At 65.4% G+C, this 15,405-nt stretch carries 13 protein-coding genes and 2 pseudogenes; 12 read left to right on the top strand and 3 right to left on the bottom strand.

The features are described from left to right. The first annotated feature begins 137 nt into the window (after positions 1-137). The 3 genes from ACFXNW_RS23545 to ACFXNW_RS23535 all read left to right on the top strand — a co-directional run bounded on the left by ACFXNW_RS23545 (position 138) and on the right by ACFXNW_RS23535 (position 3,586). Positions 138-1,208, top strand: coding sequence for an acyl-CoA dehydrogenase family protein (locus tag ACFXNW_RS23545; RefSeq protein WP_379419925.1), 1,071 nt, complete (start codon positions 138-140; stop codon positions 1,206-1,208). Then, positions 1,193-2,353, top strand: a complete 1,161-nt coding sequence (locus ACFXNW_RS23540) for an acyl-CoA dehydrogenase family protein (protein WP_379419924.1) — start codon at positions 1,193-1,195, stop codon at positions 2,351-2,353. The genes ACFXNW_RS23545 and ACFXNW_RS23540 overlap by 16 nt, the downstream gene beginning before the upstream one ends. A 744-nt stretch (positions 2,354-3,097) precedes the next feature. Next, positions 3,098-3,586 carry a DUF420 domain-containing protein gene (locus ACFXNW_RS23535; RefSeq protein WP_379419923.1) on the top strand — a complete coding sequence of 163 codons (489 nt, stop codon included), beginning with the start codon at positions 3,098-3,100 and terminating at the stop codon, positions 3,584-3,586. 70 nt (positions 3,587-3,656) lie between these two features. On the opposite strand, the gene ACFXNW_RS23530 is transcribed toward ACFXNW_RS23535, so the two are convergent. Together ACFXNW_RS23530 and ACFXNW_RS23525 are read right to left on the bottom strand one after the other, a co-directional pair. Then, entirely contained in the window at positions 3,657-4,775 is a 1,119-nt protein-coding gene (locus ACFXNW_RS23530) for a sensor histidine kinase (protein WP_379419922.1), read from the bottom strand. Further along, complete coding sequence (locus ACFXNW_RS23525; RefSeq protein ID WP_379419921.1) at positions 4,768-5,472, bottom strand: response regulator transcription factor; 705 nt, start codon at positions 5,470-5,472, stop codon at positions 4,768-4,770. The genes ACFXNW_RS23530 and ACFXNW_RS23525 overlap by 8 nt, the downstream gene beginning before the upstream one ends. Positions 5,473-5,762: 290 nt before the next feature. Here ACFXNW_RS23525 and ACFXNW_RS23520 point away from each other — a divergent pair, with 290 nt between their 5' ends. Together ACFXNW_RS23520 and ACFXNW_RS23515 are read left to right on the top strand one after the other, a co-directional pair. Next, on the top strand, positions 5,763-6,833 hold the full coding sequence (locus ACFXNW_RS23520; protein WP_379419920.1) for a catalase family peroxidase: 1,071 nt from the start codon (positions 5,763-5,765) through the stop codon (positions 6,831-6,833). Next, positions 6,830-7,414, top strand: coding sequence for a cytochrome b (locus ACFXNW_RS23515; RefSeq protein WP_379419919.1), 585 nt, complete (start codon positions 6,830-6,832; stop codon positions 7,412-7,414). Before ACFXNW_RS23520 ends, ACFXNW_RS23515 begins: the two co-directional genes overlap by 4 nt. Positions 7,415-7,592: 178 nt before the next feature. Here the strand turns inward: ACFXNW_RS23515 and ACFXNW_RS23510 are convergent, their stop codons facing one another. After that, positions 7,593-8,192 carry a TetR/AcrR family transcriptional regulator gene (locus tag ACFXNW_RS23510; protein ID WP_379419918.1) on the bottom strand — a complete coding sequence of 200 codons (600 nt, stop codon included), beginning with the start codon at positions 8,190-8,192 and terminating at the stop codon, positions 7,593-7,595. A gap of 194 nt (positions 8,193-8,386) precedes the next feature. On the opposite strand from ACFXNW_RS23510, the gene ACFXNW_RS23505 reads away from it, so the two are divergent. The 7 genes and pseudogenes from ACFXNW_RS23505 (at position 8,387) to ACFXNW_RS23475 (ending at position 15,168) form a co-directional block, all read left to right on the top strand. Continuing rightward, positions 8,387-9,235 carry an SDR family oxidoreductase gene (locus ACFXNW_RS23505; protein ID WP_379419917.1) on the top strand — a complete coding sequence of 283 codons (849 nt, stop codon included), beginning with the start codon at positions 8,387-8,389 and terminating at the stop codon, positions 9,233-9,235. Further along, complete coding sequence (locus tag ACFXNW_RS23500) at positions 9,232-10,329, top strand: hypothetical protein (protein ID WP_379419916.1); 1,098 nt, start codon at positions 9,232-9,234, stop codon at positions 10,327-10,329. The genes ACFXNW_RS23505 and ACFXNW_RS23500 overlap by 4 nt, the downstream gene beginning before the upstream one ends. A 33-nt stretch (positions 10,330-10,362) precedes the next feature. Then, positions 10,363-11,346 carry an alpha/beta hydrolase gene (locus tag ACFXNW_RS23495; protein ID WP_379419915.1) on the top strand — a complete coding sequence of 328 codons (984 nt, stop codon included), beginning with the start codon at positions 10,363-10,365 and terminating at the stop codon, positions 11,344-11,346. Between the two features lie 371 nt (positions 11,347-11,717). Next, positions 11,718-12,986: pseudogene (locus ACFXNW_RS23490) on the top strand (NAD(P)/FAD-dependent oxidoreductase); the annotation flags it as partial. Between the two features lie 34 nt (positions 12,987-13,020). Then, positions 13,021-13,665, top strand: a pseudogene (locus tag ACFXNW_RS23485) (DUF1295 domain-containing protein); the annotation flags it as partial. 128 nt (positions 13,666-13,793) lie between these two features. Further along, positions 13,794-14,444, top strand: a complete 651-nt coding sequence (gene sigK / locus ACFXNW_RS23480; RefSeq protein ID WP_379419914.1) for an ECF RNA polymerase sigma factor SigK — start codon at positions 13,794-13,796, stop codon at positions 14,442-14,444. Next, complete coding sequence (locus ACFXNW_RS23475) at positions 14,437-15,168, top strand: anti-sigma factor domain-containing protein (protein ID WP_379419913.1); 732 nt, start codon at positions 14,437-14,439, stop codon at positions 15,166-15,168. The genes sigK and ACFXNW_RS23475 overlap by 8 nt, the downstream gene beginning before the upstream one ends. The last annotated feature ends 237 nt before the right edge of the window (positions 15,169-15,405 follow it).

Here is a 15,405-nt window from a genome sequence, read left to right as displayed (position 1 = left end):
GTACCGGGACGGGCGGCCGTCCGGGTGGCCACTAGGTGCCAACCGACGCGCGGGGTTCGCCGGCGCACATAACGTCATGACCACCCGGATCCGTGTTCATCCGGCCGTGAAGCTCGAAATTGGTCGGGAGGAGAGGTATGCATGTTGCGACCCAGAAACCAGGTCATGTGATGGATTTCGAGTTCGACGAGACACAACTCGCGGTCGCTGAGGCCGTCCAGGGCGTTCTTTCGCGCGGACCCGCCCAGGCGGACGCGTGGGGGATGCTGCAGGACGGCGGCGTGCACGTGCTGGCCCTCCCCGAGGAGCGCGGGGGTGCCGGCCTCGGCGCGGTGGAAGTGGGGATTGTCGCCCAGGCGCTGGGCGAGGCCGCGCTGACAACTCCGTTCCTCGGCACCGGAATCGCCGGGCTGGTGGCATCCAGGTCGGTGGGGGTCGACATCGACGACTGGTGCAAGAGTATCGCCGACGGTGCGGTGACCGCTGTCAGCGTGCGCGCCGCCGGGCAACATGAGGTTCCTGGGTCGGTGTCCGAATCATCCAGCATCACCGGCGTGTTCGGGTCCGCTCAGCATGCCGAGGGCGCCCGGTGGTTGCTCGCGCCCACCGCCGATGGGCCGGTGCTGATCGATCTCGCCCAGGATGGGGTGGCGGTGACGTCGGTCGAGTGTTCCCTGGGGACCGAGGCACCCGAGACACCCGTGGACGGCCGGTTCGAGCTCACCGATGTCCGGTGCACGCCGCTGCTCACCGACTGCCCTGATGCGTCCGGGCGGTTCACCGACCTCTACCGCGCGGTTTTCTTGTCTTATGCGAGCGGGCTGCTCAAAGGGGCGCTGCATCTGACTGCCGATCACCTCGGGACCAGGAAACAGTTCGGCCGGCCCCTGGCAACCTTCCAGGCGGCCTCGCAAGAGATCGCAGATATCTACGTGCTGTCGACCGCACTGGAATCGGTGTCGCTATACAGCAATTGGACGATCGACAGCGGTGGCAGCCCGGGCGCCGAACTGGATGCGGCGCTGTTCATGTTCGCCGGTGAGGGCCGCGCGGCGATGCAGATGTGTCACCACCTGCACGGCGGGCTCGGTGTCGACATCACCTATCCGATGCACCGGTACTTCTCGGCGGCAAAGGATGTTGTACGCCACTGCGGTGGCGAGAGACAGAATCTCAGGAGGTTGGGTACGCGATGTTCATTGGACTGACTCCTGAACAAGATTCGCTGCAGCACGAGATCCGGTCCTATTTCGACTCTCTCGTGAACGACGACGACGCGTTTGCCCTGTTGCACGACCGACACGGCCCGGTAGCGCGGCGCATTATCCGGCAGCTGGGTGAGGACGGCTGGCTGGGCGTCGGCTGGCCGAAGGAGTTCGGCGGGAGGGGCTTCGGTCCGCTGGAGCAGCAGATATTCGAGTCCGAGGCGGTGCGGGCGAGCATCCCGCTGTCGTCTGTCACCTTGCAGACGGTTGGCCCGACCCTGCTGCGGTACGGCTCCGACGAACAGAAGCATCGCTTCCTTCCAGGAATTCTGCGTGGAGAAATCGAATTCGCGATCGGCTACACCGAGCCAGACGCGGGAACCGACCTGTTCTCGCTATCAACCACGGCGAAACGGCTGGACGACGGGTCCTACGTCGTCAACGGCCAGAAGACATACACGACCGGTGGGCACACAGCCGACTACATCTGGCTGGCCGCACGAACCGGCACCCCGGAATCGCGGCACCGCGGCCTGTCGATCCTGATCGTCGACACCGACGATCCGGGATTCACCTGCACTCCGATCATTTCGCTCGACGGCGCGCACCACACGAACGCCACGTACTACCAGGACGTGCATGTTCCGGCAAGCATGCTGGTCGGCGGGGAGAACGAGGGTGTGAAGTACCTGATCTCCCAGCTCAACCACGAGCGCGTGATGCTCAGCCCGTCCGGTCGCATCGCCGCCATCTACGACCTCGTGCACACATGGGCCGCCTCCGAAGGGCTGCTGGATCGGGACGACGTCCGCGAAAGCCTCGGAGAAATCCTCGCGGTCCTGAAGGTCAACACCGTGTTGAACTGGCGGGTGGTGGCGTCCACCGGCCCCGGTGGCCCCAGTCAGGCGGACGCGTCCGCCTCCAAGATCTTTCACACCACGCGCGTGCAGCGCGTGGCCCGGATCGCGGAAGACATCATCTACGCGTGGGGCGACCTCGGTGATCCCGGCACGGCGCGAACACTGAAGTCGTTGGATGTGCACGCAAAACGGAACGCGGTGATCACCTTCGGCGGCGGCGTGAACGAGGTGATGCGGGACATGGTCTCCGAGGTCGCGCTGGGCCTGCCGAAAGTCGCTCGAAGGTAAGGTTTCAGGATTCGACATGCGGCTGCCGAGTTGAGCGCGCTCCTCGAGGAGGGTACCGAGGCTGTTGGTCCCCTCGGGATGGCAGGCCCCGCAGTCAGGTGTCCGCGAGGGCGGTATTTCCAACGTCAAAGCGCTCCAACGTTCGCCTAGACCAGGTTTCGGCTAGGGGATGGGTTCCCAACCTGCCCAGGGACGCGCGCCACGCCGGCCGCGTAGGCAATCAATACGCAGTGGCCCCTGGCCGGCGTGGCGGGGATTGGAGGCGGCAGCCTGTGCGGCCATGCAGGTCATCCGCAGCTCACGGATGTCTCGGAGCAGCGGGAACCCGGCCCAGCCGGTGACGTCTGGACCGTATGCCTGCACGAAGTCGGTGTATCGCTCTCGGATGGTCCAGCCGAACGAGGTGTGTTTGATGGCTGTGGAGACCAGGTCCCATTCGGGCGGGCCGACGCACCGGTCGTCCGGGTGAGCGAGGCACGAGCGAGGCCGGTGCGGTCGTAGTGCGGCTGCGGCGCGCAGCGCTGTCGCCCAGGACTGGTGCGTTCAGGTCCACGCATACATCCATCGAAAGTTGGAATCACGCCCCAACTTTCGCGTTGCGCACCTCCATCTTTGTGGCGTAGCGCGCCACCGCAGGGACAGAAATGATGAGGCCTGACGGCGGGTCACACACCCGCACTATCGGAACCAGACCCACCTGGGCTTCGGCACATGACACGCAGGGCTACATGAAGGAGGAGCGCATTGAGTGAGTTCGGAGGTGTCGACGGATTCCTCGGCACACGAGCGTCAGTGATGATGGACGTGTTGATCATCGTGATGGCGGCAGTGGTTGCGGCCCTCGCTTGGAGCGTCTACCAGGTCACGTACAGGCGGCGGTATGAGTTGCACAAGCGGGTTCAGCTACCGTTGGGGCTGGCCTTGCTTGCCGCGATAGCGGTATTCGAGGCCGATATTCGTATCAACGGTTGGCAGGATCGTGCCGCAGGGGTCCTAGGGGGGGAAGTCTCAGTTGCTGTATGGACGGCACTCGCGGTCCACTTGGTGTTCGCCGTTACCACGGTGGTGCTCTGGCCGGTCGTCATAGTCCGCGCGGTTCGCGGATTCGGGTCACCGCCTGAGCCTGGACGGCACAGTCGCGCGCATGTGCCGTGGGCACGGCTGGCGGCAATCGACCTCGTCATGACCGCCGTCACGGGCTGGGTGTTCTACTGGGTGGCTTTCGTTCAGTAGGCGGGCGCCGGTTCGGCTGTCGTGTCGAAGGCGGGTGTGGGATATGGCTGGCTATGTGCGGGGTAATGGGCTACCGATCTTCGCGGTGCGGGGCGTGCGCAAACGGGCCCAGCGCTGACCACGCATCCCGGTTGAGGGTCCCGATCCCTGCTCGCTGGTGGGCGGTGCCATCGGCGGCCGCCGGAATGCGCATTTCGAATCGGCAGCCCCGGTCCCTGTTCACAGCGGTGATCACTCCGTGGTGTGCTTGCACGAGCCCGGCCGCGATGGCTAGTCCCATGCCGCTGCCGGTGGGGATGCCGTCCGACGCGGTGGGAGTGCGAGCGGAGTTTCCGCGGTAGGCGACCTCGAAGATGCGTGGCATATCGGAATCGGCGATACCGGGCCCGATGTCGTCGACTCGGATCCATACGTCGTTGTCGCCGTAGCCGACCGCGACAGTGACCCGGCTGCCGGATGGGCTGTGCGCGATCGCGTTGGTCACCAGATTGGTGAGCGCGCGGCCGAGCGCCCGGTCGCTGGCCGTGGCGATCACCGAGGTATCGGGTTGCTCGACCACGAGTTCGATCCGCGCACGATCGGCGTTGGCGCGGTTCGCGGCGAGTACTTCGTCGATCAACTCGCGCAGATCTATCGGCTCGAGGTCCAGGTGCAGGGTTCCGGCGTTGATCTTCGACATCTCGAACAGGTCATCGACCATGGTGGACACGCGATCGGTCTCCCGCATGATCTGCTGGGCGTACCGGGTCACGTCGATGCCGCCGACGACGCGGTCGGAGAGCGCTTCGGCCATCGCACGAATGCCCGCCAGCGGTGTTCGCAAATCGTGGCTGACCCACGCCACCAGCTCCCGCCGCGAGTGCTCGGCCACGCGTTCCTGCTCGCGTATCTGATTCTCCCAGACGGTCTTGCGTGCTTGGTGGCGGCCGAGTAGCACCGCGGCAGGCAGGGTGACCATGGCCACAACCACGAGCACGGTCGCGGTGCGCTCGAACTGGTGGCCGAACATCATGCCGCCTACTCCGGTGACGCCGGCGAGGGTCGACAGTGTCGGGATGAGGACGAGTACGGCCATGCTCGCGGTGAGTGATCGATTACTGGTCGCACGCAGGATCCATGCGCCGACCAAGACGACCGGTATCGATCCGGCCAATGCGTACGCCGCCAGTTGCAGCGTGTCCTCAGGCACTCTGATCTCCAGAGTTGCCGCTGTCGCGGTCCCAGACGTAGCCACGGCCCCAGACAGTCTCGATTCGGTGATCCTCGCCCAGCTTCGCGCGCAGCCGTTTGATGTGCACGGTGACTGTCGAGAGATCGCCGAAATTCCACCCCCACACCTTCGCCAGCAACTCCTCGCGGCTGAAGACCCGATGCCGGTGTCGCAGCAAGAAGACGAGCAGGTCGTGCTCGCGGGCGGTGAGGTCGACAGGAACGCCGTCGACCAGCGCCATCCGTGACTGCTCCCGTACTTCGAGACTGCGGTCGCTCAGTGTCGGCTGTGCTGGCTCGGGATCACGCTGTGAGCGCCGCAGTACCGAGGCAGTTCGTAGCGCCAGTTCCCGAGGGCTGAATGGTTTGGTGACGTAGTCGTCGGCCCCCGATTGCAGGCCGAGGATGCGGTCTTCCTCGTCGCCGAGCGCGGTCAGCAGGATGATCGGCATCTCTGGAGTACTGCCGTGGCGAATCGCCCGACAGATCTCGACACCGTCCGGTGCGGGCATCATGACGTCCAGGATGGCCAGGTCCACCGTCTCACCTTCGTCGGTCAGCGCGGTCATGGCCGTGGGGCCATCGGCGGCCTCTACGACAGTCAACCCGTCTCGTTCGAGGTAGCGTCGCACCACCTCGCGCACTACCGGATCGTCGTCGGCGATCAGGATGGCCATCTGTTGGCTCCTTTTCGTCCTTCGTGGTGCATATTTCTCACCATAGTGCGGTTGGCGGGCACGGCGTCCGGGCGTGCGGGTCGACGTCAGTGTTTCGTCATTATTTCCGACGTGCCCCGCCAGTGATCGCCGACTAGCGTCGTACATCGAAAGGCTGTGGCGTGCATGCCTGTTTCCGGCCTGCACAGCTGTGGCGCCGAGGCCGTCGATGTGTCCGGATTTCTGGTGAACCGGAGGAAGTCCATCGGAGTCGCTCAGCCGATGTCCATATCTCGACTACGGAGGATTACATGCGCAATTCGGGAAAGGTAACGATGGATCGGCGAACGCTGCTCGGTGCACTGGTGGTCGGTGGTGCGGGTGCGCTGAGTATCGGCGGATTTCTCTTTACCGAGAACATCATCGGACCGTCCAGGCTTACTGCGCGCGCGATCATCGACCGCTTCCAGAATGTGAACGGCGTCTTTCCCGGATTTCGTCGCAATCACGCGAAGGGCGTCGCTGTCGACGGCTATTTCGAAAGCAACGGGCACGGGGCCGAGCTTTCCTCGGCATCGGTTTTCCGAGCCGGAAAGTACCAACTGAGCGGGAGATTCTCGTTGTCCGGCGGAAACCCTCATGTGGCCGATTCCGTGGGTATAGTTCGCGGGCTGGGTCTGCGGATCCAGCTACCCGCGGGCGAGCAATGGCGCCTGGCGATGATCAATCTACCCGTCTTCCTCGACCCGACACCGCAGGACTTCTACGACAGGACATTGGCTTTCGCGGTGGACCCGGCCACCGGCACACCGGATCCGGAGACGGTGTCGGAGTATCTCGCCACCCACCCGCGAACGGTAGCCGCAATGGCGATAACGAAGTCCGCGCCGCCGGCTGATACGTTCGCGGCAACTACCTTCAACAGTATCAATGCTTTCGAGTTCACCAACGCGGACGGTGTGACCGTCCCGGTCAGGTGGACGTTGGTTCCCGAGACGGGCAACCCGGCGCGGACGGCGGGGCGCGGGCCCAACTATCTGTTCGACCAAATCGTCGCCGACATCGAACAGCTGCCGAGGCGTTGGACGATGATGATCGTCGTGGGTGTGCCGGGGGAGGACCGCACCGATGACGCGACCATCCCCTGGCCCGCCGATCGAAGGACGGTGGTCGTCGGCTCGGTGGTGCTCACCGGTATCTCCACTGAGACGTCGGAAAATGTCCGCAATGTCAATTTCGACCCGCTGGTGCTGCCGGACGGTATCGCACCGTCGGACGATCCGTTGCTCTCGGCGCGTTCGGCGGCGTACGCGGAGTCGTTTCGCCGTCGTGCCGGGGAAACCGATGGTCGTGGCACGGTGGAAGTCGGGGGCCGGGCATGAGTACATCGACCGGGGGCGTGGATGAATCCACAGGATCGGGGCGGGTGCGGTTCGACGTCCTCACGCGAATCCTGCACTGGGTCATGGCGGCTCTGATCGTTGGGATGTTGTTTCTCGGGGCAATGTTGGTCGGTTCGATCGGCAACTACCATCGCGCGCTGGTCTTGCACGAGACCGTAGGTGTGGCAGTGCTGGTGCTGGCCCTGGTGCGGATCGGTAATCGACTGCGCCATGCGCCGCCGCCGCAGATCTCATCGATCGGGCGTCCCGAGCGCATCGTCGCCACCGGCTCCGAGGTGCTCATGTACGTACTCTTCGTCGCACAGCCCATCGTCGGGTGGGCGCTCGTGTCGGCCTCAGGTGTACCGATTCGGATACTCGGCGGAGTCCACCTGCCCGCCATAGCCCCGACGAACGCTCACCTGTATCACACACTGAGAGACCTGCACACAGTCCTCGCGTTCGGCCTCCTCGCGGTGTTCACCGCACATATGTGTGCGGTGCTCGCACACACGTTACTGCTGCGCGACAAACTGCTGACACGGATGACGTTCACCCTCCAGCGCGGCGGAACCCCTTGAGGCTGTCGCGCTGCCGGATTCGGTAGGTGACCAGTCCCTCGATTCGGGCGTTCTCCGTGGCGTTGGTGGCTTCGTCTCGCACATATGCGGCGCCGCAGGCCGCCATGAACAGGACAAGGCCGACCGCCGACAGTGCCCAATGGTCCTGGACCGCGCGCCGTGACGGTGGAAACTGTCTTCAGGTGTGGGGGTGTTGCGAGGCGGCGGCGTCCCATTGCGTGCGGGCGGCGGCGAACAGGTCCACGCAGACCGCAACGAGTTCGGCGGGGTCGTCACGACGCCCGTCCATCAACCAGTCGACCAGCAGATGGTTGACGCCGCCGACCAGCGCAGTCGCGGTCAGTCGCTCGACTCGCGCGAGGGCGCGGGGGCTGTCTGTCGCCCACGTGGCCATCACCGTGTCCACGAAGTCGCGCAGTACCCGATGGCGGCGCTGTTCCATCTCCGATGAGACGCCGACGACTTCGATGAGCACTACCCGCGCGCGGCGAGGGTCGCTGGTCAGGTACCGGATGAAGGCATCGAGTCCGGCTGCGGTGAGTGCGTCGAGATCCGGATCGGCCTGCGCGAGCGCGGTGACGGTCGCCGCGCGCATCGCCTCGGCCAGGCTGTCGTACAGCGCGGCGAGGCATACCTCCCGGTTGGGGAACGACTCGTAGAAGTAGCGCTCGGTGACGCCGGCGCCGCGGCAGAGCTGCTTGATCGATGCGGCCGCGTAGCCGGAGGTGCCGAACTGCTCCAACGCTGACTCGAGGATCGCGGCACGACGTTGGCGCACTCGCTCCTCGGGCGCGACGCCCGAGTACCGCCGGCCGGATGGCTTCGGTCCGGAAGGTGCCGGGCCGGGTCGCGTCATGAGCCTTTCCTTCCTGCCGGGGAAGTGCAATACTAGCCGGACAATTTCTGACAATCGGGATTGCCCAATATCGCATCGCGGCGGTCAGCACCGATCCGAGAGGCAGGTCGCACGCCATGACACGAACACTGGCCGGACGCATCGTGGCGGTCACCGGCGGCGCCCAAGGCATCGGGCGTGAAATCGCACGCCGGCTCGCCGAGGCCGGTGCCAGGGTTGCGATCGGCGACCGCGACGCCGAGGCTGCCGAGACCACCGCGCAAGCGCTGCCAGGGCACGTGCGCGCGTTCGCGCTCGACGTGACCGACACCGCGTCGTTCAGCCGATTCCTCGGCGAGGTCACCGACCTGTGGGGCCCGCTCGATGTGCTGGTCAACAATGCCGGGGTGATGTGGGTCGGACCCTTCGACGAGGAACCCGAGACAGCGACCGAGCGCATGCTTGCGGTGAATCTGCACGGGGTGATCCGTGGTGTGCGGCTGGTCGCGCCGAGGATGCGCGCCCGCGGCAGCGGTCACATCGTCACCGTTGCCTCGGCCGCTTCCAAACTGGCCCCGCCCGGAGAATCCACCTACGCCGCGACCAAACACGGTGTCCTTGGTTACCTCACCGGGGTGCGTGAGGAACTGCGCGGCAGCGGCGTGGATGTGTCGGTGATCATGCCCGGTGTCGTCGATACCGAGCTCGCGATCGGCACCGACAGCGGCGCGACCGCCCGGTTGCAGCCAGGCGACGTAGCCGCCGCCGTCGTGAAGGTCTTGCAACGCCCGCGCTTCGAGGTGACAATCCCCTCCTCGATCGGTCCGCTGGTCCACATCATCGGACTGCTACCGCAATCGTTGCGCGACCGAGTACTGCGCCGCGCGGTGCCCAACCAAGTCGAGGCAGTGCGGCGTTCGAACACCCGTCAAAGCTACGAGCACCGGGCCCTGGCCGAAACCACCGACCCGAGGAAGAACCGATGACCAATACAGAATCCACCACACTGCGTCCGATTCCGGAGTTCGACGGCGTCCATGACATCTGGCCGCGCGGCAAACGCCTCGACGCCGTCCGCGAAGCCGCGCTGAGCTACCGGGAACGGTTCCTCACCCAGGGGCAGGTAAAAGCGGTCAAGAGCTTCGACATTGCCGCCGCCCCGTATCCGGCGCAGTACGCGTTCCAGAACTACTCGGTCAATCTCAACCCCTTCATCTCGATCATCAACCGAATGTTCGTGATCCAGTTCGAGGGATTCGACGGCAAGCTCCAGACCCTGGTGTGGGAACCCACCGTGGCCGCGGGGTCGGCTGAAGCCCCGTTCTACGGCAAGTTGCAGCGCTTCGCGCGCCGGCTTCGGCTGGAATCGGCGTTCGTCGGCTACTACAACGATCCCGATCAGGTGCTGCCGCGTCTCGGGTTGACCAATGACGACGTGGATTACATCAGCTTCGACCACCTCCATGTGCAGGACCCGCGCATGATCCTCGGCAGCAGTGAGCCCATCGACGGTGAGAGTGCGCCGCGCAAGCCGTTGTTCCCCAACGCGAAACTGCTCGTGCACCGCAGGGAGCTGGGGACTTTCGAGTCGATGCATCCCATGCAGTGGGCCTGGTACGTCGACGGCGGCATGATCGGGGTTTCCGAGGATCGGCTCGACATCTTCGACGGCGACGTCGAACTCGGCGTCGGCGTCAGTCTGTTGTGGACGCCCGGCCACACCGACGGCAATCACTCCCTGGTCGTCAACACTCCCGACGGGGTGTGGGTGTCCTCGGAGAACGGCATGGCTGCCGACAGCTGGCAGCCCGAGCTGTCGAAGATCCCCGGCGTGCGCCGTGGCGCCGAGTTCTACGGGCGCGAGGTCGTGCTCAACGCCAACACCCTCGAGGACTCCCTCGACCAGTACGACTCCATGGTCAAGGAGAAGACATTGGCCAGCCCGTCGCCGCGAAACCCGCAGTGGCGACAAATCATTCCGTCCTCGGAGTGCGCGAACTGGAAGCGGCAGTGGCCGGTCGTGCCGACATTCAGCCACGGCGGTCTGGACTACGGCACCATCACCGTGCCCACTCGATAGCGGCCGGATACGACAGATCGAGGACGGATCGACATGGCTGCACATACCGGCGCCGATGATCACGTGATCACTGTGCAGCGTTCGTTCGCCGCACGGGCAACCATCTGGGCATCACGGATCTTCGTTCGGCCAACCCTGTGGCTGCTTCCGCTGCATTCGTTGGCCGGAGTGCTCGGCTATCGCTTCACCCAGGTCGTGGCATGCCGGATGTGGTTCGCCGCGATGCTCCCGCACACCAAGGTCGACACCACAGGACCCCGAGGCCGGACCATCGGAGAATGGGTGGGCGGGCAAGCAGAACCCGGCCACCAGCTGATCTACTACATCCACGGCAGCGGATACATCAGTTGCAGCCCGGCGACCCACCGCGGCCTGGTGTCGGAACTGTCGCGCCGGCTGCGGCGCCCCGTTTTCTCGGTGCGCTATCGGCGCGCACCGAAGTACCGTTTCCCGGCCGCCCACGATGACGTTCTCAACGGGTATCTGTGGTTGCTCGAACAGGGACACCGAGCCGACGACATCGTCGTGATGGGCGACTCGGCCGGCGGCCACCTCGCGTTGGGATTGTGCGTTCAGCTACGCGAACTCGGCGTCGAACAGCCTGCCGCGCTGGTCGGATTCTCCAGCCTCGTCGACCCGACATGGCAGCTGGCCGACGCCCACAACACACTCGTATGGGACCAGTTCGTCTCCGCCAAGACCGGCCGACGAATCACCCATACCTACCTGGTGGCAGCAGATTTCAGCGATCCACGCCTGGATGTGCTCAGCTCGGTCGGTCCAGACCTACCGCCGATGCTGCTGCAAACGGGCGGAAGCGAAATTCTCGGCTCGGACTCCGAGCACTATGCCGCTGCACTGCGCTCAGCAGGCGGACGATGCGAGCTCGAGGTGTGGTCCGGAATGTTCCATGTGTTTCAGATGGGATACCCGCGAATGTCGGAGGCACGAAGCGCCCTCGACAGCGTCGAGCGGTTCATCGAGAGCCTCGACGCGAACAACGACCTGGCTGCCTGACGGTCCACGGCTACCGTCCTGCCACCACGTTGGTTGGCCGACACCCACAGTGAATCCGACATCGCCCCGCTGGAGCAGATGCTGGCGTTCATTCGCGCGGTTGCGAGCCCGTCGAGGCGGCGGCGCGCCATTGCTGACGGCAGCTTTCGAGTTCGACGCTCACGCGATGGCCGATCTGCTGCCGGCTGGAAGCGGCGCGGGCCGCGCTCGCCGAACGCGGCGTGCGCGTCCGACATGGCCGACCCGGTGTGTGCGGGTCGACCGGGTGCCGCTGCGCGATCGGCCGAAACTCTGTCGCACCAAACCGGCGAACCGCGCGTATCGAAGTCCTCGCATGTCTCGAACCGACAACCCTGCGGGGAGCGCCACTCATGCCTGACCGCGCCGGTATGCGTGAGATCGCGATTGTCGGCAGCGGTGTCGCCGGTCTCACCGCCGCCTACACCCTGAGCGACGTAGACCGGGTGACCGTGTACGAGAAGGACACCCGGCTCGGTGGTCACGCGCACACCCATGATGTGGAGCACGCGCCCGGACGGTTCGTTCAGGTGGATTCCGGCTTCATCGTGCACAACGATCGCACCTACCCGACGCTGCTGCGGCTATTCGACGAGCTCAAGGTAGCGACTCACAGCACCGACATGTCCATGTCCGTGCGCGCTGATCGCATCGGTGTCGAATATGCCGGGGCGAAGGGATTAGCGGGATTGTTCCCTTCGGTCCGGAACCTGGGAAAACCCCGCTACCTGGCGTTGCTGGCGGAGGTGCCGAGGTTCCACCGGGCGGCGTCCCGGTTGCTGCGGTCCGCCGACTCTGGGATCACGCTTGCCGAGTTCGTGCGCATGCATCGCTTCAGCGGCTATTTCCGCGACTATTTCCTCACGCCGCTGGTCGCTGCGGTCTGGTCCTGCGATCCCCGGGTAGCGGGTGAGTACCCGGCGCATTACCTGTATCGGTTCCTCGACCACCACGGAATGCTCACTGTGTACAGGTCGCCGACCTGGCGGACGGTGGTCGGGGGTTCGGCCCGCTATGTGGAGAAGATCGCCGCTGGGATCGCTGAGGTTCGTACGGGTGCGCACGTGCGCACCGTCCATGAGGTCGAATCCGGGGTGGTGGTTACCGACGACGCCGGGCCGCGGCGTTTCGATGCCGCGGTGATCGCCACCCATCCGGATCAGGCGCTGGCCATGCTCACCGAACCGTCGGCATTCGCGCGCGCTGTGCTGACCGCGATGCCCTATTCGGTGAATCAGGCGCAATTGCATACCGACGAATCGGTCCTGCCTATCGCGAAACGGGCGCGCGCCTCGTGGAACTACCTTGTGCCAGGCGGTGATCGGGACGCGGCGGGGGTGGTCGTCACGTACGACCTCACCCGGTTGATGGGCCTCGACCTTGTCGTCGATCGCCGTTTCCTGGTAACCCTCGGCGGGCGGGACTTGATCGATTCGAGCCGGGTAATCGCGAACATGACCTACGAGCACCCCATCTACACCCCGGAATCGGTCGCCGCGCAACGCCGGCTACCGGAACTCGACACCGACCGGCTCTCCTTCGCCGGCGCTTACCACGGGTGGGGATTTCACGAGGACGGGGCCAGTTCAGGCCTGCGCGCCGCTCGTCGAATCAGCCGCGACCGGCTACCGCACACCGACCCTGCCTCGATCGGCGATCCGCAGGCTGCTGGTGCTCGCGCTGGTAGGGGTTTGGGGCTTGCGATTGAGCCTGCACTTGTATCGCCGCACCGTCGGTCGAGGCAAAGACCCGCGCTACGCGGCGCCGCTCGACCGGCGCGGACATCGGCCGGGTGTCGCCGTCCGGCGGATCTTCCTGTCCCAGGGACTGGCGCAGTGGGTGATATCGCTGCCCGTCCAGGTCTCCGCCACGGCGAACGCGACCACCGGATCGGGCCGGGCGGTCCTCGGCCTCGGCGTGCTGGTGGGGGCGGTGGGGATCGTCTTCGAGGCCGTCGGGGACCATCAGCTCGCATCCTTCCGCGCCGATCCAGGAAATCGCGGAACAGTGATGGACCGCGAGCTCTGGGCGTGGAGCAGACACCCGAATTATTTCGGCGATTGCTGCGTCTGGTGGGGTATGTGGCTGATTGCGGCAAGTTCCTGGCCCGGAGTACTCACCGTGGTCGCACCGATGGCGATGACCTATGTTCTGGTTTACGGCACCGGCGCGCGATTGCTCGAACGAACCATGAGTGAACGCCCTGGCTACCGCGACTACAAACGCCGCACCGCCTACTTCTTCCCGAGGCCCCCACGGCGACGCGGACATGCTCGTTCCGATCACGGCAGGTCGATATGAAGCATCTGCTGAATACGGACGATGATCGAGTAGCATCCTCACCGATCGGCGAAGGCACCGGACATGCAAGCGGTTCCTCGGCCACGGACCCGCCCTCGGGCGCTCTCAACCCAGGAAGACGGACATCGATGGAGGACGGATCTCGTTTCGGTAAGGAACCGGACGCCGAACCCGACCCGCCCGCGACGTGCCCGGTGGTCAGGCCCTCGGCCGAACAAGAACTCATGCGTCGGCTCGAGGGTTGTCTGCGCAGGATCGCCGCCCGCGACCGTGCGGCCTTCACCGAGCTCTACCGTTCGACCCACGATCGTGTGTTCGGGCTCGCGCTGCGCATCGTTCGCCGGCCGACCGCGGCAGAAGAGATCACCCAAGAGGTCTATCTCTATGTGTGGAACGCCGCCGACAAATACGACGAGCGGTTGGCCAGTCCGATCGGCTGGCTGATGATGATCACCCACCGGCGCGCCGTCGACCGAGTACGCGTCGAATCATCCTCGGCGACAAGAGACCTCGCCTATGGTCAGCGTAACCTCGGGCGCGACCACGACACCGTGGCAGAGGCTGTCGGTCAGCGTTACGAGGAGCAGGCGGTGGTCGAGTGCCTGGGCACACTGACCGATCGGCAACGCGAGACAGTCGCACTGGCCTACTACGGCGGCCGGACGTATTCCGAAGTCGCCGACCATCTGGGCATACCACTGTCGACGGTGAAGACCCGTATCCGTGATGGGCTCAAGCGTCTGCAGAGCTGCCTCGCAGGAGCCGTGAGTGATGTCTGACGATTCCCGGCGCAGCGAACTGCTCGACCTCGCCTACCCGTATGCGCTCGACGCCCTGTCCGATGCCGACCGGCGTGAAGTCGAGCGTCTGCTCGACGAGGCGGATGAGCCCACCGCAGCCGAATTCCGCGGCACGGTCCGGGCTGTGCGCGAGACATTGGCGAGTATGACGGTGATCGACGCGGTTCCGGCGCCGCCGAACGTCGAGGACGCGTTGCTCCGGGCGATCGATGAGCAGTCCGCCACGGTCGAGGTGCTGTCCGAACGGCGCGGTCGAGTGCGGCGGGTGCGGTGGCTGGCCGCGGCTGCGGCATTGATTGTCGCGATCGCTGTCGGTGCGGGCGTCGCTTCCTATCTGGGACGGCCGGATGATGCGGGCCAGGTGACTGCGCAACAGGTGATCACCGAACCCGATACCCGTAATCGGGTCGTCGAGGCGGCCAACGGCGCAACGGTGTCGGTGTTCTCCTCTCCGGGATTGGCTGCCGCCGCAGTATCGTTCGACGATATGCCGCCCCCTCCGCCGGGCAAGGTCTATCAGGTGTGGTTGATTCCTGCTGGGGGGCAACCGTATTCGGCAGGCGTTCTGGATACTGTGCCGACTTCGGATGCGCCACGGGTCATCCGGACCGGCGATGCGGCTCAATTGGCGCTGTCGGTCGAACCGGAAGGTGGTTCTGCGCAGCCCACCACCGATCCGGTCGTCGCGGTGCCGCTGGGTTGATCGTCAGCCGCCAGGCTCGGCCACGTCCAGACCGGAGTCCCTGTCCGGACCGCCGCGGTGGCGCTCGGACCGGGTGCGAACGGTGGCCACCGACGGTGTGCGGCCGAGAGGATCGCCGGACCGGCGCTACCGTCACCGTGAGCGGTGTATCTGCGCCGACCTGCACCGGAGGGTTCGTATCCGCCGACGATTTCCAGAGCTTCCAGGTTGCCCTGTCGATGGGCTGAGACGCCGAAG

This window comes from Nocardia sp. NPDC059180, from assembly GCF_042754945.1.
Lineage (GTDB): Bacteria > Actinomycetota > Actinomycetes > Mycobacteriales > Mycobacteriaceae > Nocardia.
This window is presented reverse-complemented; position numbering and strand designations above follow the sequence as displayed.

What these genes read in the sequence shown, in the direction of transcription:
- ACFXNW_RS23545 (WP_379419925.1), top strand. Translation starts at nt 138, where the DNA reads ATGCATGTTGCGACCCAGAAACCAGGTCATGTGATGGATTTCGAGTTC.
- ACFXNW_RS23540 (WP_379419924.1), top strand. Translation starts at nt 1,193, where the DNA reads ATGTTCATTGGACTGACTCCTGAACAAGATTCGCTGCAGCACGAGATC.
- ACFXNW_RS23525 (WP_379419921.1), bottom strand. Translation starts at nt 5,472, where the DNA reads ATGGCCATCCTGATCGCCGACGACGATCCGGTAGTGCGCGAGGTGGTG.
- ACFXNW_RS23520 (WP_379419920.1), top strand. Translation starts at nt 5,763, where the DNA reads ATGCGCAATTCGGGAAAGGTAACGATGGATCGGCGAACGCTGCTCGGT.
- ACFXNW_RS23515 (WP_379419919.1), top strand. Translation starts at nt 6,830, where the DNA reads ATGAGTACATCGACCGGGGGCGTGGATGAATCCACAGGATCGGGGCGG.
- ACFXNW_RS23505 (WP_379419917.1), top strand. Translation starts at nt 8,387, where the DNA reads ATGACACGAACACTGGCCGGACGCATCGTGGCGGTCACCGGCGGCGCC.
- ACFXNW_RS23500 (WP_379419916.1), top strand. Translation starts at nt 9,232, where the DNA reads ATGACCAATACAGAATCCACCACACTGCGTCCGATTCCGGAGTTCGAC.
- ACFXNW_RS23495 (WP_379419915.1), top strand. Translation starts at nt 10,363, where the DNA reads ATGGCTGCACATACCGGCGCCGATGATCACGTGATCACTGTGCAGCGT.
- sigK (WP_379419914.1), top strand. Translation starts at nt 13,794, where the DNA reads ATGGAGGACGGATCTCGTTTCGGTAAGGAACCGGACGCCGAACCCGAC.
- ACFXNW_RS23475 (WP_379419913.1), top strand. Translation starts at nt 14,437, where the DNA reads ATGTCTGACGATTCCCGGCGCAGCGAACTGCTCGACCTCGCCTACCCG.